Below are 24,701 nucleotides of genomic sequence, written 5' to 3' on the forward strand. Positions count from 1 at the left end.
CGGGCGTCCGCCGCCCCGGCGGCGGGGCCGGGAACGCCGTGCCGTCCGCCGGCAAACCCGGACGGGCCCTGCCGGAGGCCGGCCGGGCGCGGCGCAGGTGTTCGACCGAGAAGCCGCTGGTCATCGCTTCCCCCCGGGCAGTTGAGCGGCGGTCACACCAATGCTCCGTCCGGGGACACGGACCAAGCCCCGACAGCCCATTACACAGTGTGGCGATGATCGGACCGTACGTTGGGTGGGTGGAGCAGAGCATCCGTACCCAGCCGCCAGGGCCCAGACGCCGACCGCCGAACGGCGCGGCCGGGGCCGCCGTCCCCGGGCCGGGCCGGGCCCGCGAGAGCACGGGGGAACCGCCCGCCCCGGCCGGGAAGGGCCGGGGGAGGACCGCCGGGAAGGCCCCGGGCAGGGCCGCGGGGCGGGGCGCCGGCCCCGGGTCCCGGCTACGCCCCGTGTCCGGCCCCCCGGACCGGCCCCGGATCGCCGGGCGGCTCTACGGGCGGCGGCGCACCGGTCGGCCGGCCCGGCTGACCGCGGTCGGCACCGGAGTGGCCGCCCTGGTGGCGACGCTGGCGGTGGCGGGCCTGGACCGGCTGGCCTTCGGCGGGATCGGGATCCTGTTCGGCGCCGGCTACCTGCTGGTCTGCTTCCAGCTGGCGGTCCGGGTCCGGTACGCGGACCTGCTGGCCGCGCCGATCAGCGGGCCGATCGCCTTCGCCGCCGCGCTGCTGCTGTTCGGGCCGGTCACCTCCACCGGGGTGACGGCGCAGCTGGTGGCGCTGGCGACCAACCTGGCCACCCGTTCCGGCTGGCTGTTCACGGGCACCGGGCTGGCCGCCGCGATCGTGCTGGCCCGGTTCGTCGCCCAGCGCCGCATCCACCGCGCGCGCTGATCCTCCGCGCGCGGTGGATCCGGCGCCGGCCGGTGGATCCGGCGCGCGCGGAGGACCGCCCGAGCGGCTCAGACGCCGGCGCGGGCCGCCGCCATGGCCGCGCCGACGATGCCGGCGTCGTTGCGCAGTTCCGCCGGGACGACCCGCGCCCCGCGCTCGCGCAGCAGCGGCAGGAACTTCTCGTGCTTGCGGCTCACCCCGCCGCCGATCACGATCAGCTGCGGCGAGAACAGCTTCTCCACCAGGTCCAGGTACTCGTCCACCCGCTCGGCCCACTGCGGCCAGCTCAGCCCGTGCCGCTCCTTGGCCGCCGAGGAGGCCCGCCGTTCGGCGTCCTTGCCGCGCAGCTCCAGGTGGCCCAGCTCGGTGTTGGGCACCAGCACGCCGTCCACGAACAGGGCGCTGCCGATGCCGGTGCCGAAGGTGAGGACCAGCACCACGCCCGCCTGCCCGCGCCCGGCCCCGTGGGCGGTCTCGGCGAGGCCGGCCGCGTCGGCGTCGTTGAGCACCACGGCCGGCAGGTCCAGCGCCTCGCGGAAGAGGCCGGCGGCGTCCAGGCCGACCCAGCCCTTGTCGACGTTGGCGGCGGTCGTGGTGCGCCCGTCGACGACCACGCCGGGGAAGGTCAGGCCCACCGGGCCCCGGTGGTCGAAGTGGCGGACCACCTCGCGGACGGCGGCGACCACGGCCTCCGGGGCGGAGGGCTGCGGGGTGAGGACCTTGTGCCGCTCCTGGGCGAGCACGCCCCGGGCGAGGTCGACGGGGGCCCCCTTGATGCCCGACCCGCCGATGTCCACACCGAATACCGCCGTCATGACGACCGCCCTCCGCCGAAAGTTGTCCACAGGCCTGTGCACAGAGCCTGCCCCTGCACCGAACCTACGAGAAGCCGCCCGGCCGCGCACAGCGGAGGACCCGGCGGCCCCCGAGGGGCCACCGGGTCCGGCGCCGGACGCCCGCCGGGCGTTCCTACAGCTTGCCCGCCGCCTCGGCCCGCAGGTCGCGGCGGAGCTCCTTGGGCAGCGAGAAGGTCAGGTGCTCCTCGGCCGTCTTGACGACCGAGACCTCGTCGTAGCCGCGCGCGGCCAGCCACTCCAGCACGCCCTCGACCAGGATCTCCGGCACCGAGGCGCCGCTGGTCAGGCCGACCGTGGTCACGCCCTCCAGCCACTCCTCCCGGATCTCCTCGGCGAAGTCCACCAGGTGGGCGGCCTTGGCGCCGTACTCCAGGCCGACCTCGACCAGGCGCACGGAGTTGGAGGAGTTCTTCGAGCCGACCACGATCAGCAGGTCGGTCTCCGGGGCCATCTGCTTGACGGCGACCTGGCGGTTCTGGGTCGCGTAGCAGATGTCGTCGCTGGGCGGGCTGACCAGCAGCGGGAAGCGCTTCTTGAGCTCGCCGACGGTGGCCATGGTCTCGTCCACCGAGAGCGTGGTCTGGGAGAGCCAGACGACCTTGGACTCGTCCCGGACCTGCACGTTGGCGACGTCCTCGGCACCGTCCACCAGGTGGATCCGGTCCGGGGCCTCGCCCATCGTGCCGATGACCTCCTCGTGGCCCTCGTGGCCCACCAGCAGGATGTCGAAGCCCTCGTCGGCGAAGCGCACGGCCTCCTTGTGCACCTTGGTCACCAGCGGGCAGGTGGCGTCGACGGTGGCGAGCTTGCCGGCCCGGGCCTCGTCGTGCACCGAGGGCGCGACGCCGTGGGCCGAGAAGACCACGATCGAGCCCTCGGGCACCTCCTCCGTCTCGTCGACGAAGATCGCGCCCTTCTTCTCCAGGGTCTGCACCACGTACTTGTTGTGGACGATCTGCTTGCGGACGTAGATGGGGGCCCCGTACTGCTCCAAGGCCTTCTCCACGGCGATCACGGCGCGGTCGACGCCCGCGCAGTAGCCTCGGGGGGCGGCGAGCAGGACACGGCGCTGCGCGGTGTTGGAGGACATGGCTCCATCGTACGGGCGCGGCGCGGCCGCGCCGACGTGAGCCGCGTTCCGGCCGGAAGCGGTCACGGGTGCTCAAATGTGGAAGCTATGAGCGAGCGAGTCGAGCCGGGCGGCCGGGACCGGCGGGGTGGGCTGCGGCGCAGCCTGGGCGTGCGCGACCTGATGGTGTACGGGCTGCTGTTCATCGCCCCGATGGCCCCGGTGGGGGTGTTCGGGGTGCTCGACGCCAAGAGCCACGGGGCGGTCGCCACGGTCTACCTGGTGGCCACCGTGGCGATGGGGTTCACCGCCGTCTCGTACGCCCGGATGGTGCGGGCGGTGCCGCAGACCGGCTCGGTGTACGCCTACGCCCGGGCCGGGCTGGGCGACGCGGCCGGGTTCGTCGCCGGCTGGATGGCGATGCTCGACTACCTGCTGATCCCGGCGGTCGCCTACCTGTTCTCCGGCATCGCGCTCAACTCGCTGGTGCCGGACGTCTCGCGCTGGGTGTGGACGGCGCTCGCGGTGGTGCTGACCACCGCGCTGAACCTGGCCGGGGTGCGGACGGCGGCCGTGGTGGGCTTCGCGGTGCTGGCGATGGAGCTCGCGGTGCTGGTGGTGTTCGTGGCCGCGGCCGTGGTGGTGCTGGCGCAGGGTGACGCGCGGCGCGCCTGGGCGAGCCCGTTCGCCGCGGTCGGCGGCTTCTCGACGACCGCGGTGCTCTCGGCGGTCTCCGTGGCGGTGCTGTCCTACCTGGGCTTCGACGCGATCGCGGGCTTCGTGGAGGAGGCGGTCGGCGCCTCGGCGGCGGTGGCCCGGGCGGTGCTGTGGTGCCTGGCGCTGTCCGGCGTGCTGTTCGTGGCGCAGACGTATCTGGCGGCGCTGCTGGAGCCGCTCACCCCGCAGCAGCTGGCGGCGGACCCGGCGTCGCAGGGCTCGGCGTTCTACGACACGGTGGAGGCCTCGGTCGGGCACTGGCTGCACGTGCTGGTCGCGGCGAGCAAGGCGGTCGGCGCGGCGTTCGCGGCCCTGGCCGGGCAGGCGGCGGCCGGGCGGCTGCTGTTCGCGATGGGCCGGGACGGGCGGCTGCCGCGCTCGCTGGGCACGGTCGACCCGGGCTCGGCGGTGCCCCGGCGGGCGCTCCTGGTGGCGGCGGCGGTCACCCTGGCGGCGGCGGTCTGGGCGGCGAACCGGGACGACGGTCTCGACCGGCTGACCTCGGTGGTGAACATCGGCGCGCTCACCGCGTTCACCCTGCTGCACGCCTCGGTGGTGGGCTGGTACGCGGTGCGGCACCGCTCCCGCAACCGGGTGGCGGACGTGCTGGTGCCGGTGCTGGGCGTGGCGGTGATCGGCGCGGTGGTGGCCGAGGCCTCGGGCACCGCGCAGGTGGTGGGCCTGGTCTGGCTGGCGGTGGGGCTGCTGGTGCTGCTCGGGCGGCGGGCTTCCGCTGTCGGCGGACGCCGATAGCCTCGTACGCATGGCCAACCCCAGCTCTCCCGAAGCACCGCTCCCGGTCGGCAAGGTCTCCGCGCTGATCGGGGGCTGGATCGACCGGCTCGGCGCGGTCTGGGTGGAGGGGCAGATCACCCAGCTCAGCCGGCGGCCGGGAGCGGGCGTGGTGTTCCTGACGCTGCGCGACCCGCAGGCCGACGTCTCGCTCACCGTGACGTGCTTCCGCTCCGTCTTCGACCAGGTCGCGGACGCGGTGCAGGAGGGCTCGCGGGTGATCGTGCACGCCAAGCCGGAGTGGTACGCGGCGCGCGGCCAGCTCTCGCTGCGGGCCGCCGAGATCCGGCTGGTCGGGCTGGGCGAGCTGCTGGCCCGGCTGGAGCAGCTGAAGCGGCGGCTGGCCGGCGAGGGCCTGTTCGCCGCGGACCGCAAGAAGCCGCTGCCGTTCCTGCCGCAGTGCGTGGGCCTGGTCACCGGCCGGGGCTCGGCGGCCGAGCGGGACGTCCTGGAGAACGCCCGGCGGCGCTGGCCCGCCGTCCGCTTCGAGATCCGCAACGTGCCGGTGCAGGGCGTCAGCGCGGTGGAGCGGGTGAGCGCGGCCGTCCGGGAGCTGGACGAGCACCCCGAGGTGGACGTGATCGTGGTGGCCCGGGGCGGCGGCAGCGTCGAGGACCTGCTGCCGTTCTCGGACGAGGGCCTGGTGCGGCTGGTCGCGGCCGCCCGGACGCCGGTGGTGAGCGCGATCGGCCACGAGCCGGACCAGCCGCTGCTGGACTTCGTCGCCGACCTGCGCGCCTCCACGCCGACCGATGCCGCCAAACGGGTGGTTCCGGATGTCGGCGAGGAGCTGGCCAAGGTCCGCCAGCTGCGCGACCGGGCCCGGCGGCACGTGCTGGCCCGGGTGGAGCGCGAGCAGCACGGCCTGGACGGAGTGCGCAGCCGCCCGGTGCTGGCCGCCCCGCAGCGGATGCTGGACGGGCGGGGGCAGGAGGTGGACGGGCTGCTGGAGCGGGCCCGGCGCACCCTGCGCCACCGGCTGGACCACGCGCAGAGCGACCTCGGGCACACCCTGGCCCGGGTGGTGGCGCTCTCCCCGGCGGCCACCCTGGAGCGCGGCTACGCGGTGCTGCAGCGGGGCGACGGCACGGTGGTGACCGATCCGGCGCAGGCCGCGCCCGGCGAGGCGCTGCACGCCCGGGTGGCGGGCGGCGGCTTCGACGTCACGGTGGCGGGCGGCTGAGCGGCGGGCGGCCGGGCGGCGGCGCACCGGGCCGCCGGTCCGCGCTGTCGGTCCGGCCCCCTACGCTGGCTGGCATGGCAGATCAGGAGCAGGACGCGGCGGCCGCCGTGCGGACCCCGACCGCGGACGACGCGCTGGGCTACGAGCACGCCCGGGACGCGCTGCTGGAGGTGGTCCGGCAGCTGGAGAACGGCGGTACCTCGCTGGAGGAGTCGCTGGCGCTGTGGGAGCGCGGCGAGCAGTTGGCGAAGGTCTGCCAGCGCTGGCTGGACGGCGCGCGGGAACGGCTGGACGCGGCGCTGGCCGCCGAGGAGGCGGGCCCGCCGCAGGGCTGATCCGGGGCGGGCGCCGGGCGTGACACAGGTCACATCCGGCCGAGGGAACAGTTGAAGGTTCATCCATGTTGGGACCTGGTGACCGGCCCCGGCCGGTCGTTCCGACAAACGGACCCCACCGTTCTCCATTCCTCCCTTGAGGTGCAAAGACATGACCACCGACGCCCTGGTTCTCGACGCCGCCGCCCAGGACCTGCTGTTCCGTGAGGCCCGCACCGCCAACACCTTCACCGACGAGCCGGTCACCGACGAGCAGGTCCAGGCGATCTACGAGCTGGTGAAGTTCGGCCCGACCGCGATGAACCAGCAGCCGCTGCGCGTCGTCCTGGTCCGCTCGGCCGAGGCCCGCGAGCGCCTGGTCCAGCACCTCGGCGAGGGCAACAAGGCCAAGACCGCCGCCGCCCCGCTGACCGCCATCCTGGCCGTGGACAACGAGTTCCACGAGGAGCTGCCGACCGTCTTCCCGCACTTCCCCGGCGCCAAGGACTTCTTCGCCGAGCGCCCGGTCCGCGAGTCCTCGGCCGCGATGAACGGCGCCCTGCAGGCCGGCTACTTCATCATCGGCGTGCGCGCCGCCGGCCTGGCCGCCGGCCCGATGACCGGCTACGACGCCGAGGGCATCAACAAGGAGTTCTTCGGCGACGGCGAGCACTCCGTGCTGGCCGTGGTCAACATCGGCAAGCCGGGCGAGAACGCCTGGTACCCGCGCTCCCCGCGACTGGCCTACGACGAGGTCGTCACCACCGTCTGATCCCGACCCGGACGGACAGCGCGCAGGGCCCCGCACACGTGGTGTGCGGGGCCCTTCGCGTGCGCCCTTCGCGTGCGCCCTGCGCGGGCCGCCCCGGGAGCGGAGGCCTCCGCTCCCGGGGCGGGACCCGGACTACTTCAGCGCCTGCGCCAGCTCGGCCAGCTCCTCGTAGGTGGCGGTGCCGGTCAGCACGGTCGTCGCACCGCCGGACTGCACGGTGAGCGCCCGCGCCTTGGGCCCCTGCACCCGCTCCCAGGTCTGCCCGGCGACCTCCGCGGTGCCGTCCGGCTTGCCGTCGGCCACCGCCGCCTTGAGCACGTCCTCGGGCTTGGCGTCGCTCTGCTCCACGGCCGCGTACTGGCCGGAGGGGGTGACGAAGCCCAGGTGCCAGGCATTGCCCTTGCCCCCGCTCATCGCCGCCGGGTTGTAGGTCACCGAGGTGGCCCGCCACTGCGCCGGCAGGCCCTCCGGGGAGAGCAGCGGATACGGCGCGGCCCGCTTCGCCGAGGCCGCGGCCACCGAGTACTCCACCGTACGGACCCCGTCGCCGTCCGCGTCGTGCGGCAGGAACAGGTACCCGACCCAGACCACGACGCCGACGGCCAGCATCGACAGGATCATGTCCCGTACGGTCTGCCGGCCCCTCATGCCCTTGCTCTCTCCAGCCACCCCCACATGGTGACTCATGGCGGCGCGCACCCCCGCACCCGGGGTCTCCGCGTCCGGGTGAACGGGGGCCGGACCCGCCCCCGCCGCCCCCGCGGGGGGACCGCGCCACAGACACCCCTGCCGGGGGCAGATACGATCGCAACACCCTCACCACGGCGTTCGACCAGGCAGTAGTCGGGCGCTCACTGGCCGTCGCGTACAGAGAGGTAACGACGATGACCACGCAGTACCCGCACCACCTGCCCAGCGCCCTGGAGGTCGCGCCGGAGGCTCCCGACCGGAACCTCGCGCTCGAACTCGTCCGGGTCACCGAGGCCGCAGCGCTCGCGGCGGGCCGCTGGGTCGGCCGCGGCGACAAGAACGGCGCCGACGGCGCGGCCGTCCGGGCCATGCGCACCCTCGTCTCCACCGTCTCGATGAACGGCATCGTCGTCATCGGCGAGGGCGAGAAGGACGAGGCCCCGATGCTCTACAACGGCGAACGGGTCGGCGACGGCACCGGCGCCGAGTGCGATGTCGCGGTGGACCCGGTCGACGGCACCACCCTCACCGCCAAGGGCATGAACAACGCGGTCGCCGTCCTGGCCGTCGCCGACCGCGGCACCATGTTCGACCCGAGCGCCGTGTTCTACATGGACAAGCTGGTCGCCGGCCCGGAGGCCGCCGACTTCGTCGACATCACCGCGCCGCCGGCCGTCAACATCCGCCGGGTCGCCAAGGCCAAGGGCATCGCCGTCGAGGACGTCACCGTGGTCGTCCTCGACCGCCCGCGCCACCAGGGCCTGATCCAGGAGATCCGCGAGGCGGGCGCCCGGATCAAGTACATCTCCGACGGCGACGTCGCCGGCGCCATCATGGCCGCCCGCGAGGGCACCGGCGTCGACCTGCTGATGGGCGTCGGCGGCACCCCCGAGGGCATCATCGCCGCCTGCGCGATGAAGTGCATGGGCGGCGTGATCCAGGGCCGGCTCTGGCCCAAGGACGACGCCGAGCGCCAGAAGGCGCTGGACGCCGGGCACGACCTCGACCGGGTGCTCTCCACCGACGACCTGGTCAGCGGCGAGAACGTGTTCTTCGTCGCCACCGGCATCACCGACGGCGAGCTGCTGCGCGGCGTGCACTACCGCCAGGAGACCGCCACCACCAGCTCGCTGGTGATGCGCTCCAAGAGCGGCACCATCCGGGAGATCCACTCCACCCACAAGCTGTCCAAGCTGCGGGCCTACAGCGCGATCGACTTCGACCGCGCCAACTGACGCACCCCACGGTCCGCGGTCCCGGCGAAATCCCCCTTCGCCGGGACCGCGGTGCGTCCACCGGCGGTGCTTCTTCCGGCGGCGTGTCTTCCGGCGCGCCTTCCGCCGGCGCGTCTTTCCCGGGGACGTCCTCCGCCGGGCGGCCCCGGGGTCACCCGGCGATCAGTCCGCGCGCCCCCGGCACCCGGGCCGCCTCGCGCAGCTCGACGTCGCGACGGCGGCGGCGCGCCAGCACCACCCGGCGCTCGGCCGCCGTCAGCCCGCCCCAGACCCCGTACGGCTCCGGCTGCGCCAGCGCGTGCTCCCGGCAGTCCAGCAGCACCGGGCACCGGGCGCACACCTGCTTCGCCTGCTCCTCGCGCGACAGCCGGGCCGCGGTCGGCTCCTTGGACGGCGCGAAGAACAGACCCACCTCGTCCCGCCGACAGGCCGCGGCGGTGTGCCACGGGTTGTCCTCGCCCGCCGGCTGCGGGGCCGGGCGCCGCTCCATCAGCTGGGCCGCGAGCACCGGCGAGGCCGCGGCGGACGGCCGCGCGACCGGCGACGGGGCAGCCGGCGCGGTGGCGGCGGACGAGGTGGTGCGGGACTCGATCGGATGCAGCACGGCCGTACTCCTGACGAGGCTCTCGGACACGGGGAAGCTCGCTCCCCTGCCCAGCTGCGGGCCCCCGTTCACACCCCCGGGCCGGCCTCAGGCCGCCTCCGGTACGCAGCCGTACAAGAAGCGATGTGCCAGAGGAACTACCCCGCGCCCGCGGGATTCATGCACACTGCACGCAAACGACTACAGGCTGCACCCGCCGCAACGACGAGTGCCCGGCCGGGAGTTGCCTCCGACCGGGCACCGGGCCCCTCCCGCGCCGCGTGACTCAGTCGGCGCCGAGCTGCTTGCGCACCCACTCCTTGAGCTTCTTGCCCCGGCGCGGCTTGGCCTCGCACCCGCCGAACACGGCGGTGCCCTTCACCCGCACCACCGGCGCGTACGGGTCGGCCGCGGTCTGCTCCTTGACGTCGAAGCCGCCGAAGATGCCGACGCCGCCGCCGTGCAGGCTGACGTTCTCCGGCACCTTGACCTCCACCCCGCCGAAGATCGCCACCACGTCGATCACCACCTCGGGCGACTCGAAGACCGCGTCGGTCAGGTCGATCTCCACCCCGCCGAAGATCGCCACGGCCCGCAGGTGGGAACCCACCCGCCACCGGCCCTTGCGGGAGGAGCCGCCGAACACCGCCAGCATGGTCGGCGCCTCGTTGCGGGCCGGCAGCCGCACCGGTCCCTGCGGCCGCGGGCCGGCCGCCTGCTCCGGGCCGCCCAGCGGCGGCTTCTCGAAGGAGACCTCGCGGTGCGCCGGGAGGTCCCGGGTCAGCGGCACGAGGTCGCCCAGGGTCTTGGCCGCGTAGGCCGCCTCGATCCGCTCGGCGTGCTCCTCGACGTCCAGCCGCCCCTCGGCGTAGGCGTCGCGCAGCAGCTCCGCCACCCGTTCGCGGTCGGCGTCCGAGGCCCGCATCTCGGCCTCCGCCACCGGGGCGTGCGCGGCCCGCGCGGGCGGCGCCGCCGCGGGCTTGGTCATCGGTACGGGCCGCTGCCCCTGATCGTCCATCTGCTGGTCCTGCGGGTCCTTCGACGGCGAGTTGTCCACGGGGGCAAGCCTAGTCAACGGGGCAACCCCCGCACCGCCCCCGGGTGACCCTGGTCACGCAGGCGGACCTTCCCGCGTGCGGGATATCGGCGGGTCCTACCCTTGAGGGTGCTTTCGCCCCTCCAGGGTGCTTCGCCGACGCAGCCGGAACACCGGCAACACTGGACACCTAAGGACCGCCCCCATGGCTCCCACGCCGGACTTCGAGTACAGCGACCTGCTCCCCCTGGGCGCTGACCCGACCCCCTACCGCAAGCTCACCTCCGAAGGCGTCTCCACCTTCGAGGCCGGCGGACGCACCTTCCTCCAGGTCGAGCCCGAGGCCCTGCGGCTGCTCACCGCCGAGGCGATGCACGACATCTCGCACTACCTGCGCCCCGCCCACCTCGCCCAGCTGCGCCGCATCCTGGACGACCCGGAGGCCAGCCCGAACGACCGCTTCGTCGCGCTGGACCTGCTGAAGAACGTCAACATCTCGGCCGGCGGCATCCTGCCGATGTGCCAGGACACCGGCACCGCGATCGTCATGGGCAAGCGCGGCCAGAACGTGCTCACCGCGGGCGGCGACGAGGCCGCCGTCGCGCGCGGCGTCTACGACGCGTACACCAAGCTGAACCTGCGTTACTCCCAGATGGCCCCGGTGACCATGTGGGACGAGAAGAACACCGGCAACAACCTGCCGGCGCAGATCGAGCTGTACGCCACCGACGGCGACGCCTACAAGTTCCTCTTCATGGCCAAGGGCGGCGGCTCGGCGAACAAGTCGTACCTCTACCAGGAGACCAAGGCGATCCTGAACGAGGCCAGCATGCTCTCGTTCCTGGAGCAGAAGATCCGCTCGCTGGGCACCGCGGCCTGCCCGCCGTACCACCTGGCGATCGTGATCGGCGGCACCAGCGCCGAGTTCGCGCTGAAGACCGCCAAGTACGCCTCCGCGCACTACCTGGACCACCTGCCGACCTCCGGCGACGCCAGGACCGGCCACGGCTTCCGCGACCTGGAGCTGGAGGCCAAGGTCACCGAGCTGACCCAGAAGATCGGCATCGGCGCCCAGTTCGGCGGCAAGTACTTCTGCCACGACGTGCGCGTCGTCCGCCTCCCGCGCCACGGTGCCTCGCTGCCCGTCGCGATGGCCGTCTCCTGCTCGGCCGACCGCCAGGCGCTCGGCAAGATCACCGCCGAGGGCGTCTTCCTGGAGCAGCTGGAGACCGACCCGGCGAAGTACCTGCCGGACACCACCGACGAGCACCTCGACGACGACGTGGTGCGCATCGACCTCGACCAGCCGATGTCCGCGATCCGCGCCGAGCTCTCCAAGTACCCGGTGAAGACCCGCCTCTCGCTCACGGGCACCCTGGTCGTCGCCCGCGACATCGCTCACGCCAAGATCAAGGAGCGTCTGGACGCCGGCGAGGGCATGCCCAAGTACCTCCAGGACCACCCGGTCTACTACGCCGGCCCGGCCAAGACCCCCGAGGGCTACGCCTCCGGCTCCTTCGGCCCCACCACGGCCGGCCGGATGGACTCCTACGTCGACCAGTTCCAGGCGGCCGGCGGCTCGATGGTCATGCTCGCCAAGGGCAACCGCTCCAAGCAGGTCACCGACGCCTGCGCCCAGCACGGCGGCTTCTACCTCGGCTCCATCGGCGGCCCCGCCGCCCGCCTCGCCCAGGACTGCATCAAGAAGGTCGAGGTCCTGGAGTACGCCGAGCTCGGCATGGAGGCCGTCTGGCGGATCGAGGTCGAGGACTTCCCGGCCTTCATCGTGGTCGACGACAAGGGCAACGACTTCTTCCGGGAGACCACCGAGGGCCCGCTGATCACCAACCTCCGCGTGCGCTCCAAGGAGTAGCCCGAGCAGCCCTCCCCGCACACCCCGCCCCGCCCCGGCCGCCGCCCGCGCCCGGGGCGGGTCCGCTTCCGCCGCCGGCCGGGCCTCGCGCCCCGTACCGGAAACCCGCGCCGCGGTGGTGAGGCCCTCAAGGCCCGTTCCCGTTCCCGCTCCCGCTACCGCTTCCGCTGACGGCCGTGCGCGGTCAGGCGTCGAAGTCGTACTCAAGGACGTAGGAGGCGGCGTCCAGGGTCATCTCGTTCAGCTCGACGACCTGGCCCTCGTCGGCGAAGGCGGTGCGGCAGATGAGGATGACCGGGGTGCCGGCGGAGAGGTCGAGGCGGGCGGATTCGTCGGCGCTGGGCATCCGGGAGCGGACCTCCTCGCGGAAGTGGACGGGCTTGGCGCCGATCTCGGCCAGGCGGGCGTAGGTGCCGCCGGGGCCGGTGTCCTCACGGGTGATGGCGGTGCCCGCGACCAGGCCGGCCGGGAGGTAGGAGGTCGACAGCAGGACCGGCTTGCCGTCCAGGACGAAGCGCCGGTGCCGGACGCACATCGGCTCGCCCGGGTCCACGCCGAGCACCCGGGCCACGTGCTCGGGCGCGCCCCGCTCGGTCACCGAGACCTGGTCGACGACGAGGCTGCGGCGGTCGATGTCGGCCGACCATATCGAGCGGCCCGAGCCCCACTGGCCCTGGGCGAGCCGCTGGATGCCGCGCCGGCGCAGCGGCCGGAAGTCCCGGACGAAGACGCCCGCCCCGCGGCGGGCCTCGGCGATGCCCTCGCTCTGCAGCACGCCGAGCGCCTGGCGGGCGGTCATCCGGGCGACGTCGAAGGTGTCCATCAGGTCGTTCTCGCCGGGGAGCCGGTCGCCCGCGCGGTACTCGCCGGCGTCGATGGCCGCCTTCAGGCTGTCGGCGATCCGTTGGTATTTGGGCTGCTTCTCGCCGCTGCTGCTGCCGACCATCGCCGTCTCCCTCGTCCCCTCGCCGGAAATCGTAGGCGCGCCTTCGGTCCGCGGTAAGCCGATAGGACCGGTTAGACCGTTGACATCTCTAGAGATATTAGCTTCTCTAGAGATGCTGGGTAGTCGCCGAGCAGTGCCGAACCGAGCCAAGCCACGACAGCGACCAGGGCCGGCCGCCACACCCGTCGCCGCGCCCGCACCGGAGCAGCAAGGAGCAGCGCGGTGAGCATCCGAAAGCGCGCCGCCGCGGCCTACCGGCCGCGCGTGGGGGAATCCGTCCTCGACACCAGGACCGGACGCACCGGCATCTACATGGACACCATCGGCGGGGAGCACTACCTCCGCCCGCCCGAGGGCGGCCGCGAGTGGACCGCCCGCCCCGAGCACGTCACCTCCGCGGCCCCGGTCGGCGGAGCGGCCTTCGAGGGCGCCGCCGGGGCCGAGTCCGCGGGACGGACCGGCCCCTCGCGCCGGGCCGGCCCCTCTCCCCTCCCCGCGACCTGAAACCGGCTCGGCGGAAGCCGCACCGGCCGGTTCCGGCCACCGGACGCACGGCGGGCCGCCGCTCCCCCTGGCGGCCCGGGTCCGGCGGCGGGGTGCCGCTCCACGACGGGCGCCCCGCACCACCGGGACGGCGGGGTGCGGGGCGCACGGGTGCTGTGTGGGGCTACGGGTGACCGCTGATGACCCCGGCCGAGGCGCCGGTGGCGGTCACGAGGTAGCCGGTGGTCACCACGATCGTCGAGACGGCGACGACTGCGAGGCGACGGAGCGTGTTCAAGCGTTCCCCCCTGGAACCGCTGACGGGACGGTCGGTCCTACGGGTGGCTGGAGATGACGCCCTGCGGCTCGCGCTCGGTGCCCACCGCGTCGCCGGCCGGCTCCACGACGTACTGCCCCTCGTCACCGAAGAGGTCGTCCTCCAGGTCGGCCTTGCGGTCGGCGGAGGGCTCGGCGTAGCCGGCCTGCTCCGAGGTCGCGGCGACCGCGCCCTCGACCGCCCGGCCGGCCTCGGCCGCGGCCTGCTCGGCCGGCGCGGCCGCCACGGGGGTCTCGCTCTGCTCGTTGGCCATGCTGGGGCCGCCTTTCGGTCATCACATGTCTTCCGCCCCACCGGATCGGCGCGGGCGCGGAGTCAGTATCGTAGGGTTGATTAAATGACCGATAAACATCGTGCGGCTGACCGTGCCGTCCGGCAGAGTCGGCCCCCCGCCTAAGCTGAGGCCACCACAACGGCGGAACCGCCGAGCGCCCTACCGGGACATCAACACCAGGCCATCGGGGGACTACATGGAGTTTCGGGAGACGCCGCCTGCACCGGCGCTGCGCTTCCAGGTACTCGGTCCGGTCCAGGCCTGGCTCGACGGCAGGCAGCTCGCCCTCGGTTCCCCGCAGCAGCAGGCCGTTCTGACGATGCTCCTGCTGCACGCCGGACGCCCCGTCACCACCCAGGACCTCGTCGACGGCCTCTGGGGCGACCGCCCGCCCGCCCAGGCCGTCGCGGCGCTGCGCACCTACGTCTCCCGGCTGCGCACGGTCATCGAGCCCCGCCGCGAGGTGCGGCGGCCCGCCGAGTTCCTCGTCTCCGTCGCCGACGGCTACGCCCTGCACATCCCGGGCGAGGCGCTGGACGTGACCGTGTTCGAGCACCTCGCCGCCGAGGCCGCGACCGCCCGCGGCGCCGGGGACCTCGACAACGCCCACCGGCTGCTGGTCCGTTCGCTCGGCCTGTTCGCCGGCCGTCCGCTCACCGGCGTTCCCGGGCCGTACGCGGACGCCCAGCGGCTGCGGCTGGCCGAGCGGCAGGTGTCCGTCGCCGAGGACCGGTGCGCGCTCGCCCTGGACATCGGCCTGCACGCCGAGGTGGTCGGCGAGTTGAACTCGCTCACCGCCGAACACCCCCTGCGCGAGCGGCTGCGCGAACTGTTGATGCTCGCGCTGTACCGCTGCGGCCGGCAGGCCGAGGCGCTCGGCGTCTACACCGACACCCGCAAGCTGCTGATCGACGAGCTGGGTGTCGAGCCGGGCGCCGGGCTGTCCACCATGCATGCCCGGATCCTGGCCGCGGACCCGGCGCTGACCCTTCCGGCCGCCCCCGTCCCGGCGGCCGCCGCCGCCCGCGAGGAGGGGCCCGCCGCCCCGCCGCCCCCGGCCCAGCTCCCGGCCGACGTCTCGGACTTCAGCGGCCGCACCGAGATGGTGTCCGATCTCTCGGCGGTCCTGATGAACGCCACCGGCCAGGCCGTGGTGGTCACCTCGCTGGCCGGCATCGGCGGCGTCGGCAAGACCACCCTCGCCGTGCACGTCGCCCACCGGGTGCGCACGGAGTTCCCGGACGGGCAGCTGTACGTCGACCTGCGCGGCGCGGGCGCCTCGCCCGCCGACCCGGCCGTGGTGCTCGGTGACTTCCTGCACGCCCTCGGCGTCACCGAGAACCCGGATTCGCTGGAGCAGCGCGCCGCCCTCTACCGCTCCCTGCTCGCCAGCCGGCGGATGCTGATCCTGCTCGACAACGCCCAGGACGCCGAGCAGATCCGGCCGCTGATCCCCGGGGTCTCCAGCTGCGCGGTGCTCGCCACCAGCCGCTCCCGGCTGGCCGGCATCCCCGGCGCGCACCTGGTGGACGTCGAGGAGCTGACGCCGGAGGAGGCGCTCGCGCTGTTCTCCGCGATCGTCGGCGAGCAGCGCGTCGCCGCCGAACCGGAGGCGGCCATGGCGGTGGTGACCGCCTGCGGCTTCCTGCCGCTCGCCGTCCGGATCGCCGCGGCCCGGCTCGCCAGCCGTCCCCGGTGGAGCGTCTCGGACCTCGCCCGCCGCTTAGCCGATCAGCGCCGGCGCCTGGACGAGCTCCAACTCGGCAACCTCGCCGTGGAGACCACCATCGGGCTCGGCTACGGGCAGCTCTCCCCCGCCGAGGCCCGGGCCTTCCGCCTGCTCTCCGTCGTCGACTCCCCGGACCTGCCGCTGGCGGCGGTGTCCGCGCTGCTCGGTGTCGACGAGGACGAGGCCGAGGACCTCGCCGAGGCGCTCGTCGAGGCGAACATGCTGGAGACCTTCGCCCCCGGCCGCTACCGGTACCACGATCTTCTGCGGCTCTACGCGCAGCGGCAGAACGAGCGGTCCGGGGACGTGGCGGAGCAGCGGGCCGCCGTGCTCCGGCTGCTCGACCTCCTGCTCGCCACGGTCCGCAACGCGGCGCGGGCCATCGAACCCGACGACCAGCTGCCCGAGCCGCTCAACGTGCCCGGCTCCGACGGCATCGCGCTGATCACCAACGCGTTCGCCCGGGAGTGGCTGCGGACCGAGACCGCGCTGCTCCTCAGCTCGGTCGAGGCCGCGGTCCAGGGCCCGGGCCTGCTGCTGCGGCCCGCCGTCGACCTGCTGATCATCCTCGGCAGCCTGGTGGAGGACCCGACCCACGGGGCGCGCGTGCGCCGCATGCTGGAGGCGGCGGAGCACAACGCCGGACGGTACGGGGACGCGGCGGCGCTCGCCCGGGTCCACTTCGCCTTCGGGACGCTGCAGTCGATCACCAATGACTTCCAGGGCGCCGAGCAGTCACTGCGCAAGAGCCTCGGCCTGCAGGACGCGGACGACATGACCGTCCTGCAGTCCATGGCGGCCAATGACCTCGGCATCGTCCTCAGCCTCGCCAACCGCCCCGCGGAGGCGCTGCCGTTCTTCGAGCAGGCCCTCGCCATCAGCCGGGTGGTGGGCGCGCCGATCGGCGAGGCGCGGCTGCTCGGCAACATGGCCCGGGCCCAACTCGGCCTGGGCCTGGTCGAGACGGCCGTCAGCTCGGTCACCGAGGCGGTCGCCACCGCGCGCGCCTCGAAGAACGGCCCCTGCCTGGCGGACACCCTGTACCAACTCGGCGTGGTCCTCTCCTCCGCCGACGATCCCGCGACCGCCGCCGATCACCTGCGCGAGTCCCACCGGCTCTACCAGTCCCAGCAGAACCGGCTGCGCGAGGGCTACACCCTGGCCCGGCTCTCCTCCGCGCTGCTGGCCGCCGGCCAGCAGGCCGAGGCGGCCGAGGCGGCCGAGGAGTCGCTGGCGATCGGGCTGGAGATGGACTCCGCCTACTGCCAGGGCCTGGCCAACGCCGCACTGGGCGAGGCTCTGCTCGGCCTCGCCCAGCCCGCACGCGGCCTGGCGTGTCTGCGCGAAGCCCACGCCATCTTCACGCGGCTCGGTGTGCCGGAGGCCTCCCCCGTGGCGGACCTCATCTCCCAGCAGCACACCGAGCCCTTCTTTCCCCCCGCGCCGTAGGCCTCCGTTCCCCCGTGCTCCCCCCTGGAGGCCTTCCCCCGAGAGCGTCCGGTGCTCCCGCAGCCCCCCGGCTGCGGGAACACCTTCAACGCTTCCCCGGCGCTGGACTCCACTGTGCACCGACCGGATTGACGTTCAATAAACGCCCGGTTGTCGGTCTGCGGACCGACGGAGCCGCAGGTCGGCACGGGTGCGGGCGCCGACCGTACGGCGTGCGGGCCCGATCGCACCACCCCGGCCCGCGCCCTGCGCTTCCGGGCAGGGGGGCGGTGTCGGCCAACCGCCGCGAGTTGGCCGGAAACGGACCCCATGGCGGAGTGATCACGCATATTCTCGGAGGCCAGTACACACACCAGTGCACTTCTCCGGTGGACCAATCCGGAAAAGGCAGCGCCGCGGCGCTCCCGCAGTGCAGAGTGTCTCTGTGCAAAGAGTCTGTGCAAAGTGTCAGCGTGCAGTCAGCGTGGCAATGCAGTCATTGTGACGCGGGGAGCGTGACGTACCGCCACCGGCAGCGGGCCGGCGGGGAAGCGCGGACGCCGGGAGGAGACGGCGGCCCGGCCCCGCGCCTCGTCCGGCCGACCGGAGGCCCGGCCGAAAGGTGCCTCTCAATCGTGACGACCGGACAGATATCGGATCCGTTCCCCGTCGACGAGGACGCGGGTGGCGACGACGGGTCCGACGTCCTGCGCCGCCGGGCCGAACGCGCCCTGCAAGCGGTCGCCTTCGACACCATCGGCACCGGCTACGCGGAGGCGTTCCCCTCCAAGGACGGGCAGCTGGCCTGCGGCCACCGGCTGCTGGCCGCGCTGGAGCCGGGCGCCGCGGTGCTGGACGTCGGCTGCGGCAACGGCGAGCCGACCGTCCGCCAGCTGACCGCCGCCGGGATGCGGGTCACCGGGGTCGACCTCTCGGACGTCATGCTGAGCCTGGCCCGGGAGGCCCGTCACCCCGGCCCGCACCCGCCCCGCCTGCACCGCATGGACATGTACGACCTCGCCACCGAGCGCGCCCGCTCCGCCTGGAACCTGCCCCGGCTCGGACCCGCCGGACGGGGCACCTTCGACGCGGTCACCGCCTTCTTCTCGCTGATCCTGCTCCCCCAGGACGAGATCCCCACCGTGCTCGGCCGGCTGCGCGCGCTGCTGCGGCCCGGCGGGCTGCTGGCGCTCGGTATGGTCGAGGCGGATCTCGATCACGTTCCCCTGCCGTTCCTCGGCCGGGAGCTGCGGATCAGTGGATATCTGCGGGAGGATCTCGAACGGGTCCTGCTGGCGGCCGGGTTCACGGTCGAGGAGCGGGAGGGCCGTCCGTACGCGCCCGCCAGCACCTCGCTGCCGCCGGAGGAGCAGCTCTTCCTCCGCTGCCGGCGAACCGGCTGACGACGCCGGACCGCGGCACCCCGGCAGCACCCAGGCACACCCCCGGCAGTCCCCGACAGACCACAGACCGTACCGATCCCCAGGACAGGCACCCGTGCGCGACCAGCTCAATCCCGAGGCCGGAGAGCCGCCTGCCCTGCCGACCCCGCGCCGCCCGTCGTCACCCCCGGAGCGCGTCCCCGAGCGCCTCGCCTACCTCGACTCCGCGACCCGGCGGATCAACAGCGCGCTCGACCTGGCCGCCACCCTGCGCAACGTCGGCCGGGTGCTCGTCCCCGCCCTCGCCGACGCCGCCGTCGTCCACCTGCGCGACCCGCTGCCCAACGTCGAGCGCGAACCCGGCTTCCCCGAGCATCTGCGGATCCACCACAGCCAGGGCACCCGGCTGGGCCGGCGCGGCCGCCCGGCCGGCGACGACCGCCGCGACCGCTACGGCAGCCGCTACGGCGCCCGCTCCACCGCCGACCCCGGCCCGGCCACCCCGGTCACCCGCGGCGGCGCGCTCGCCCACACCCTGCTCAGCCGCCGCCCCGCCGAACCGGTCGTGCTCGGCGCGGCCGGGAACAGCGGCAGCGCCCGCACCACCGAGCTGCTGCGCGAGCTGTACGGCGCCCGCGGACTGGCCCGGCTCAGCCCGGGGACCTCGGTGCTCGCCCTGCCGCTGCGCGGGCGCAAGACCGTGCTGGGGCTGCTGGTGCTGATCCGGCGCCCGCGCGCCAAGAGCGGCCGGCCGGGCTTCGACGCCACCGACACCGCCACCGCCGCCCACCTCGCCACCCAGGCCGGACTGGCCGTCGACACCGCGCTGCGGTACGCCCGCGAGTGGGAGATAGCCAACGAGCTCCAGCGCAGCATGCTGCCGCTGCGCCTGCCCCAGCCGCACGGCGTCCGGCTCGCCCAGCGCTACCTGCCCGGCGAACGCGGCGCCCAGGTCGGCGGCGACTGGTACGACGCCGTGCCGCTGCCCGGCAACCGGGTGGCGCTGATCGTCGGCGACGTGATGGGCCACTCGCTCACCTCGGCCGCCATCATGGGCCAGCTGCGCACCAGCGCCCAGACCCTGGCCGCGCTCGACCTGCCGCCGCACGAGGTGCTCTACCACCTGGACGAGCAGGCCCAGCGGCTCGGCCGCGAGCAGCACCTGGCGACCTGCGTGTACGCCGTCTACGACCCGATCGCCAACCGGGTGGTGCTCGCCAACGCCGGGCACGTGCCGCCGGTGCTCGTCCAGCCGGACGGCACCGCCGAGCTGCTCGACCTGGAGGCGGGCGCCCCGATCGGCGTCGGCGGGGTCGACTTCTCCTCCGTCGAGCTGCCCGCCCCGCCCGGCTCGGCCCTGCTGCTGTTCACCGACGGCCTGGTGGAGACCCGCAACCGGCCGCTCAGCGACGGCCTCGAACTGCTCCGCGCCCGGCTCGCGGGCGCCCAGCGGCACGCGCCCGAGCACCTCTGCCAGGAGGCGCTGCGGATCCTGCCGCCCGGCGACCGGGGCGACGACATCGCGCTGCTGGCCGCCTGCTTCGACGGCATCCCGGCCGGGGACGTCGCCCACTGGTACCTCCAGCCGCGCAACGAGACGCCGGGGCGGGCGCGCCGGCTGGCCGCGCACACGCTGCGCCGCTGGGGTCTGGAGGAGCTGAGCGAGGCGACCGAACTGATGGTCAGCGAGCTGGTCACCAACGCCGTCCAGCACGCCACCCGCCCGGTCACGCTGAGCCTGGTCCGCACCACCCGGCTGCGCTGCGAGGTCGGCGACGACAGCCCGCTGCTGCCCCGGCCGCGCCGGACCGGTCCGGAGGACGAGCGCGGGCGGGGCCTGCAGATCGTGGCCCGGTGCGCCGAGCGCTGGGGCGCGACCCGGCTGGGCACCGGCAAGGTGGTCTGGTTCGAGCAGCGCCTGCCGTGACGTGCGACGGGGCCGCCCCGGCGCGCCGCGCCGGGGCGGCCCCCCGCCGGGCCGTCAGACCTGCTCGGGCACCTTGGGCGCCCCGGGCACCCCGGGTTCGGGGGCGGCGCCGCTCCCGGCGGGCTCCAGCCGGGCCATCAGCTGCTCGCCCTCCATGTCCACCCGGGGCACCACCCTGTCCAGGCTCTTCGGGAACCACCAGGCGGCCTGCCCGAACAGTGCCATCGCGGCCGGCACCAGGGCCATCCGCACCACGAAGGCGTCCACCAGCACGCCCACCGCGAGCGCGAACCCGATCGGCTGGACGATCGGGTCGTGGCCGAAGACGAACGAGCCGAAGACCGCGATCATGATCAGCGCCGCCGCGGTCACCACCCGGGCCCCGTTCCTCACCCCGGCCACCACGGCGTCCCGCGCCGTCATGCCGTGCACGTGGTGCTCCTTCATGCCGGAGACCAGGAACAGCTCGTAGTCCATCGCCAGCCCGAACAGCACGCCGATCAGCAGGATCGGCACGAAGCTGACCACCGGACCGACCTTCGGCACGTCGATCAGGCCGTCCAGCCAGCCCCACTGGTAGACCGCGACGACGGCGCCGAGCGAGGCCGTGATGGAGAGCAGGAAGCCCGCCACCGCCTTCAGCGGCACCAGGACCGACCGGAAGGCCAGCGCCAGCAGCACCAGCGCGATGCCCACGATCACCGCGACGAACGGCGGCAGCGCGTCGGCGAGCTTGGCGGAGACGTCGATGTTGGCGGCGGTGGTGCCGGTGACGTCGATCCGCGCGCCGGTCCCGGCCCGGAGCTCCTCGCGCTGCTCGCGGATGTCGGTGACCAGCTGCCGGGTGTCGGCGTGGTCCGGGCCGGTCTTCGGGATGACCGGCAGCAGCGCGATCCGGCTCGGCCCGTCGAGCTGCGGCGGGAGCAGGGTCTGCACGCCGGGCAGGGCGGCGAGCCGGTCGGCCACGCCCCGCACCGCCTGCTCCGGCTGCGCGGCCCCGGCGGCGTCGACCACGACGACCAGCGGGGCGTTGAAGCCGGGGCCGAAGCCGCGGTCGACCAGGTCGTAGGCGGTGCGGGCGTCGGTGCCCTTCGCCTGCGAGCCGCCGCCGGGCAGGCCGAGGGTGAGGCTCGCGGCCGGCACGGCGAGCGCGACCAGCGCGGTGAGGCCGGCCAGCAGGACGGCCAGCGGGCGGCGCACCACGAAGCCCGCCCAGCGCTCGCCGAGCGTCGTACGTCCGGTGGTCCGCAGCGCGCGCCGCCGGACCGGCAGCCGGTCGATGCCGCGGCCGGCGAAGCCGAGCAGGGCGGGCAGCAGGGTGATCGCGACGAGCACCGCGACGACGACGGCGCCGGAGGCGGCCAGGCCCATCACGGTCAGGAACGGCACGCCGGCGACCGCGAGACCGGCCAGGGCGGCGACCACGGTGAGGCCCGCGAAGACCACCGCGCTGCCGGCGGTCGCGGTGGCGCGGGCGGCGGCCTCCTCGGGCTCCAGCCCCTCGGTCAGGTGGCGGCGGTGCCGGGAGAGGATGAACAGGGCGTAGTCGATGCCGACCGCCAGTCCGACCATCAGCGCCAGCACCGGCGCGGTGGAGATGATCTCGAACGAGCCCGCCACGGTGACGACGGCGGCCATCGCGACGCCGACCCCGATCAGCGCGGTGACCAGCGGGAGCCCGGCCGCCGCCAGCGAGCCCAGGGTGACCACCAGGACCACCCCGGCCACGATCAGGCCGACCACCTCGCCGCCGTCCACCTGGGCCATCTGGTTGTAGGCGTCGCCGCCGAAGGCGACCGTGACCCCGGCCGCGCGGGCCGGGTCCGCCGCCGCCCGGACGGCGTCGCGCTGCTGGTCGGTGATGTCGCCGAGCGCGCTGTCGAAGGAGACCAGGCCCAGCGCGAGCGTGCCGTCCGGGGAGAGCGCGCCGGTGGCGTACGGGTCGGGGACGCCCGCGACACCCGGGACGGCGGCGATCCGGGCGACCGCCTCGCCGACCGCCTGCGCGGTCCCGGGAGCGGTGATGGCGCCGGGCGTCCCGACGGCGAAGACCACCTGGGCCGAGCCGTGGCCCTGCTCGGGGAAGGTGCCCTTGATGCGGTCCAGGGTGGCCTGGGCCTCGGTGCCGGGGACCTTGAACTCCTCGGAGGTCGCGCCGCCGAAGGCCGCCGCCGCGCCGCCGAGGGCGATCAGCAGGGCCAGCCAGACGGCGAGCACGGTTCGCCTGCGGCGGAAGCAGAGGCGGCCCAGGCGGTACAGGTACGTGGCCATGCGTACACCTTCGGTGGGGTCGTTTCCGGCTGGTCGTCCAGTCGTCCGCACCACCGTACGCCGAACTTGTTCACGTGACAAAGTCGAACGACGGGGTTGTGTGACGCAATCGGACGATCCAGTTGTGTGAACATGGCGATACCCTGGCCCAATGGCTCATGTCCCGGCGGCCGAACGGCGCCCCCAACTCATCCAGGCCGCCATCGACCTGATGGCCCGCGAGGGCGTGGCCGCCGGCAGCACCCGCGCCATCGCGGCCGAGCTGGGCGTGGCACAGGCGACGGTGCACTACACCTTCGGCACCAAGAAGGACCTCTACCGGGCCGTCGTCGAGCAGCTGACCGCCGACTTCATCGGCCAGGTGCGGGCGTCCGCGCCGGACGAGGGCCCGTTCGGCGAGCAGATCCGCACGATGGTCTACGCGCTGTGGGACAGCGCCGTCGGCGAGCGCGGGAAGTGCGCGCTGATCACCGAGTTCTCCGCGATGTCGCTGCGCGACCCGGACCTCCAGGAGATCATGCGGGCGCTCCAGCACGAGATCGAGGCCACCGCCGCCGAACTCCTCACCGCGCTCTCCGCCGCCCACGGGCACCCGCCGGCGCTGCCCGCGCAGGAGATCGCGGTGTACTTCCTGGCCGGCTTCAACGGGCTGACCGACCGCTACCTGGTGCTCAAGGCCGCCGGCGAGGACCCCGAGGAGGAGTCCCGCCGGGCGCTCGACGTGCTGGTCGCCACCACGGTCGGGCTCTGCCTCGGCACGCCCGCCGCGGGCTGACGGGCGGGGCTGCGGCCGCGGCTACGGCTGCGGCTGCGGCTACGGCTCGACGATCCGGACCGGCAGCTCCGCGAGCACCTCGCGCAGGGTGACCGCGAAGCGGTCGTACTCGGCGCTGCGGGCCGAGCCCGGCCGGGTGGCGAGGCCGATCCGGCGGCCCGGCGCGGGCGCGGCGAAGCGGACGGCGGCCAGCCGGTCGGTGCGGCCCGCCTCCACGTCCAGCGCGGTGGCGGGCAGCAGGGTCACCCCGAGACCGCCGGCCACCAGCTGCACCAGGGTGGACAGTCCGGCCGCCCGGGTGGTGGATCCGGCCGGGTCGGCGCCGACCTCGCGGCAGATGTCGAGGGCCTGGTCGCGCAGGCAGTGGCCCTCCTCCAGCAGCAGCACGTCCAGGTCGAGCAGCACGTCGCGCGGCACGTCGACCCGGCCGGCCAGCTCGTGGTCGGGCGGGGCGACCAGCACGAAGTCCTCGTCGAACAGCGGGATGTCCCGGGTCGGCGCGCCGCCGCCGGCCGGCAGCGCCAGCAGCAGCACGTCCAGCCGCCCGGCGGCCAGCCCCTCCAGCAGCGAGGGCGTCCGCTCCTCGTGGACGTGCAGCTCCAGCTCCGGGTAGCGGTCGCGGACCAGCCGCAGCACGGTCGGCAGCAGGTACGGCGCGACGGTCGGGATGACGCCCAGGTGCAGCGGTCCGGTGAACGGGCGGCGGGCGGCCTCCACCTCCTCGGTGAGCGCCTGAAGGGAGGAGAGCACCCGGCGCGAGTGCTCCAGGACGCGCTCCCCCAGGGGGGTGATCATCACCCGGCGCGTCGTACGCTCGACGAGCTGCGCGCCCAGTGACTCCTCCAGCGCCGCGACCGCTCCGGAGAGCGCCGGCTGGCTCGTCCCGGTGGCCGCCGCGGCCTCCCGGAAGTGCCGGTGCTCGGCCACCGCCACGAAGGCCTTGAGCTGGGCGACCGTGGGTGTCCGGGGGCTGCGCGGGGTGGCGTTCGCCACACCCGTCTCGGGTTTGCGGACGGGGCTCCTGCGACGGGCGGGGCGAGCGGGGGGCGTGGGGCTGTTGATAACTCTCTCCGATCAGACACATCGAGTGTAGCTATTTCCCTGATCAGTCCACGATGTGGAATGGTGGAACCCGTTC

21 protein-coding genes are annotated in these 24,701 nt (G+C 74.3%); 12 read left to right on the forward strand and 9 right to left on the reverse strand.

The window, feature by feature from the left end; translation table 11 throughout:
- The first annotated feature begins 449 nt into the window (after positions 1-449).
- Complete coding sequence (locus ACF1AK_RS26830) at positions 450-890, forward strand: DUF6542 domain-containing protein (RefSeq protein ID WP_391501382.1); 441 nt, start codon at positions 450-452, stop codon at positions 888-890.
- Positions 891-958: 68 nt separating this feature from the next.
- Here ACF1AK_RS26830 and ppgK read toward each other — a convergent pair whose 3' ends face one another.
- The gene (gene ppgK, locus ACF1AK_RS26835) at positions 959-1,705 is read right to left on the reverse strand and encodes a polyphosphate--glucose phosphotransferase (protein WP_391501383.1); all 747 of its coding nucleotides are present in this window, start codon (positions 1,703-1,705) and stop codon (positions 959-961) included.
- A gap of 154 nt (positions 1,706-1,859) precedes the next feature.
- Entirely contained in the window at positions 1,860-2,837 is a 978-nt protein-coding gene (locus ACF1AK_RS26840; RefSeq protein ID WP_380287013.1) for a 4-hydroxy-3-methylbut-2-enyl diphosphate reductase, read from the reverse strand.
- Positions 2,838-2,924: 87 nt separating this feature from the next.
- On the opposite strand from ACF1AK_RS26840, the gene ACF1AK_RS26845 reads away from it, so the two are divergent.
- The 4 genes from ACF1AK_RS26845 (at position 2,925) to ACF1AK_RS26860 (ending at position 6,594) form a co-directional block, all read left to right on the forward strand.
- Positions 2,925-4,286, forward strand: coding sequence for an APC family permease (locus tag ACF1AK_RS26845; RefSeq protein WP_391501384.1), 1,362 nt, complete (start codon positions 2,925-2,927; stop codon positions 4,284-4,286).
- Between the two features lie 10 nt (positions 4,287-4,296).
- Complete coding sequence (gene xseA / locus ACF1AK_RS26850; RefSeq protein WP_391501385.1) at positions 4,297-5,508, forward strand: exodeoxyribonuclease VII large subunit; 1,212 nt, start codon at positions 4,297-4,299, stop codon at positions 5,506-5,508.
- A gap of 74 nt (positions 5,509-5,582) precedes the next feature.
- Entirely contained in the window at positions 5,583-5,843 is a 261-nt protein-coding gene (locus ACF1AK_RS26855; protein WP_391501386.1) for an exodeoxyribonuclease VII small subunit, read from the forward strand.
- Between the two features lie 151 nt (positions 5,844-5,994).
- Complete coding sequence (locus ACF1AK_RS26860) at positions 5,995-6,594, forward strand: malonic semialdehyde reductase (protein ID WP_391501387.1); 600 nt, start codon at positions 5,995-5,997, stop codon at positions 6,592-6,594.
- 132 nt (positions 6,595-6,726) lie between these two features.
- On the opposite strand, the gene ACF1AK_RS26865 is transcribed toward ACF1AK_RS26860, so the two are convergent.
- The gene (locus ACF1AK_RS26865; protein WP_391501388.1) at positions 6,727-7,281 is read right to left on the reverse strand and encodes a DUF4245 domain-containing protein; all 555 of its coding nucleotides are present in this window, start codon (positions 7,279-7,281) and stop codon (positions 6,727-6,729) included.
- A 197-nt stretch (positions 7,282-7,478) separates the two neighbouring features.
- Between ACF1AK_RS26865 and glpX the strand changes: the two genes are divergently transcribed.
- Positions 7,479-8,519, forward strand: coding sequence for a class II fructose-bisphosphatase (gene glpX, locus ACF1AK_RS26870; RefSeq protein WP_391501389.1), 1,041 nt, complete (start codon positions 7,479-7,481; stop codon positions 8,517-8,519).
- 151 nt (positions 8,520-8,670) lie between these two features.
- Here glpX and ACF1AK_RS26875 read toward each other — a convergent pair whose 3' ends face one another.
- Together ACF1AK_RS26875 and ACF1AK_RS26880 are read right to left on the reverse strand one after the other, a co-directional pair.
- Positions 8,671-9,009, reverse strand: a complete 339-nt coding sequence (locus tag ACF1AK_RS26875; RefSeq protein WP_391501460.1) for a WhiB family transcriptional regulator — start codon at positions 9,007-9,009, stop codon at positions 8,671-8,673.
- Positions 9,010-9,388: 379 nt separating this feature from the next.
- On the reverse strand, positions 9,389-10,090 hold the full coding sequence (locus ACF1AK_RS26880; RefSeq protein ID WP_391501461.1) for a DUF1707 domain-containing protein: 702 nt from the start codon (positions 10,088-10,090) through the stop codon (positions 9,389-9,391).
- A gap of 253 nt (positions 10,091-10,343) precedes the next feature.
- Between ACF1AK_RS26880 and ACF1AK_RS26885 the strand changes: the two genes are divergently transcribed.
- Entirely contained in the window at positions 10,344-12,011 is a 1,668-nt protein-coding gene (locus tag ACF1AK_RS26885) for a fumarate hydratase (protein ID WP_391501390.1), read from the forward strand.
- Between the two features lie 184 nt (positions 12,012-12,195).
- Here the strand turns inward: ACF1AK_RS26885 and ACF1AK_RS26890 are convergent, their stop codons facing one another.
- Entirely contained in the window at positions 12,196-12,957 is a 762-nt protein-coding gene (locus ACF1AK_RS26890) for a GntR family transcriptional regulator (RefSeq protein ID WP_391501391.1), read from the reverse strand.
- A 222-nt stretch (positions 12,958-13,179) separates the two neighbouring features.
- On the opposite strand from ACF1AK_RS26890, the gene ACF1AK_RS26895 reads away from it, so the two are divergent.
- The gene (locus ACF1AK_RS26895) at positions 13,180-13,461 is read left to right on the forward strand and encodes a hypothetical protein (RefSeq protein ID WP_391501392.1); all 282 of its coding nucleotides are present in this window, start codon (positions 13,180-13,182) and stop codon (positions 13,459-13,461) included.
- 314 nt (positions 13,462-13,775) lie between these two features.
- On the opposite strand, the gene ACF1AK_RS26900 is transcribed toward ACF1AK_RS26895, so the two are convergent.
- The gene (locus tag ACF1AK_RS26900; RefSeq protein ID WP_391501393.1) at positions 13,776-14,030 is read right to left on the reverse strand and encodes a hypothetical protein; all 255 of its coding nucleotides are present in this window, start codon (positions 14,028-14,030) and stop codon (positions 13,776-13,778) included.
- 217 nt (positions 14,031-14,247) lie between these two features.
- Here ACF1AK_RS26900 and ACF1AK_RS26905 point away from each other — a divergent pair, with 217 nt between their 5' ends.
- From ACF1AK_RS26905 to ACF1AK_RS26915, 3 genes are all read left to right on the forward strand, one after another.
- Positions 14,248-17,229 (forward strand): BTAD domain-containing putative transcriptional regulator, encoded by a 2,982-nt coding sequence (locus ACF1AK_RS26905; protein WP_391501394.1) that lies wholly within the window; start codon positions 14,248-14,250, stop codon positions 17,227-17,229.
- A 686-nt stretch (positions 17,230-17,915) separates the two neighbouring features.
- A complete protein-coding gene (locus ACF1AK_RS26910; protein ID WP_391501462.1) occupies positions 17,916-18,611 on the forward strand; it encodes a class I SAM-dependent methyltransferase in 696 nt (231 codons plus the stop codon).
- Positions 18,612-18,705: 94 nt separating this feature from the next.
- Positions 18,706-20,517: a SpoIIE family protein phosphatase gene (locus ACF1AK_RS26915; RefSeq protein ID WP_391501395.1), complete on the forward strand. Its 1,812-nt coding sequence runs from the start codon at positions 18,706-18,708 to the stop codon at positions 20,515-20,517.
- 54 nt (positions 20,518-20,571) lie between these two features.
- Here ACF1AK_RS26915 and ACF1AK_RS26920 read toward each other — a convergent pair whose 3' ends face one another.
- Positions 20,572-22,788, reverse strand: coding sequence for an MMPL family transporter (locus tag ACF1AK_RS26920; protein WP_391501396.1), 2,217 nt, complete (start codon positions 22,786-22,788; stop codon positions 20,572-20,574).
- A 151-nt stretch (positions 22,789-22,939) separates the two neighbouring features.
- Here ACF1AK_RS26920 and ACF1AK_RS26925 point away from each other — a divergent pair, with 151 nt between their 5' ends.
- Complete coding sequence (locus ACF1AK_RS26925) at positions 22,940-23,563, forward strand: TetR/AcrR family transcriptional regulator (protein ID WP_391501397.1); 624 nt, start codon at positions 22,940-22,942, stop codon at positions 23,561-23,563.
- 39 nt (positions 23,564-23,602) lie between these two features.
- Here ACF1AK_RS26925 and ACF1AK_RS26930 read toward each other — a convergent pair whose 3' ends face one another.
- Positions 23,603-24,556, reverse strand: a complete 954-nt coding sequence (locus ACF1AK_RS26930; RefSeq protein ID WP_391501398.1) for a LysR substrate-binding domain-containing protein — start codon at positions 24,554-24,556, stop codon at positions 23,603-23,605.
- Positions 24,557-24,701 lie beyond the last annotated feature (145 nt).

Source organism: Kitasatospora sp. NPDC015120, assembly GCF_043080305.1.
GTDB lineage: Bacteria > Actinomycetota > Actinomycetes > Streptomycetales > Streptomycetaceae > Kitasatospora.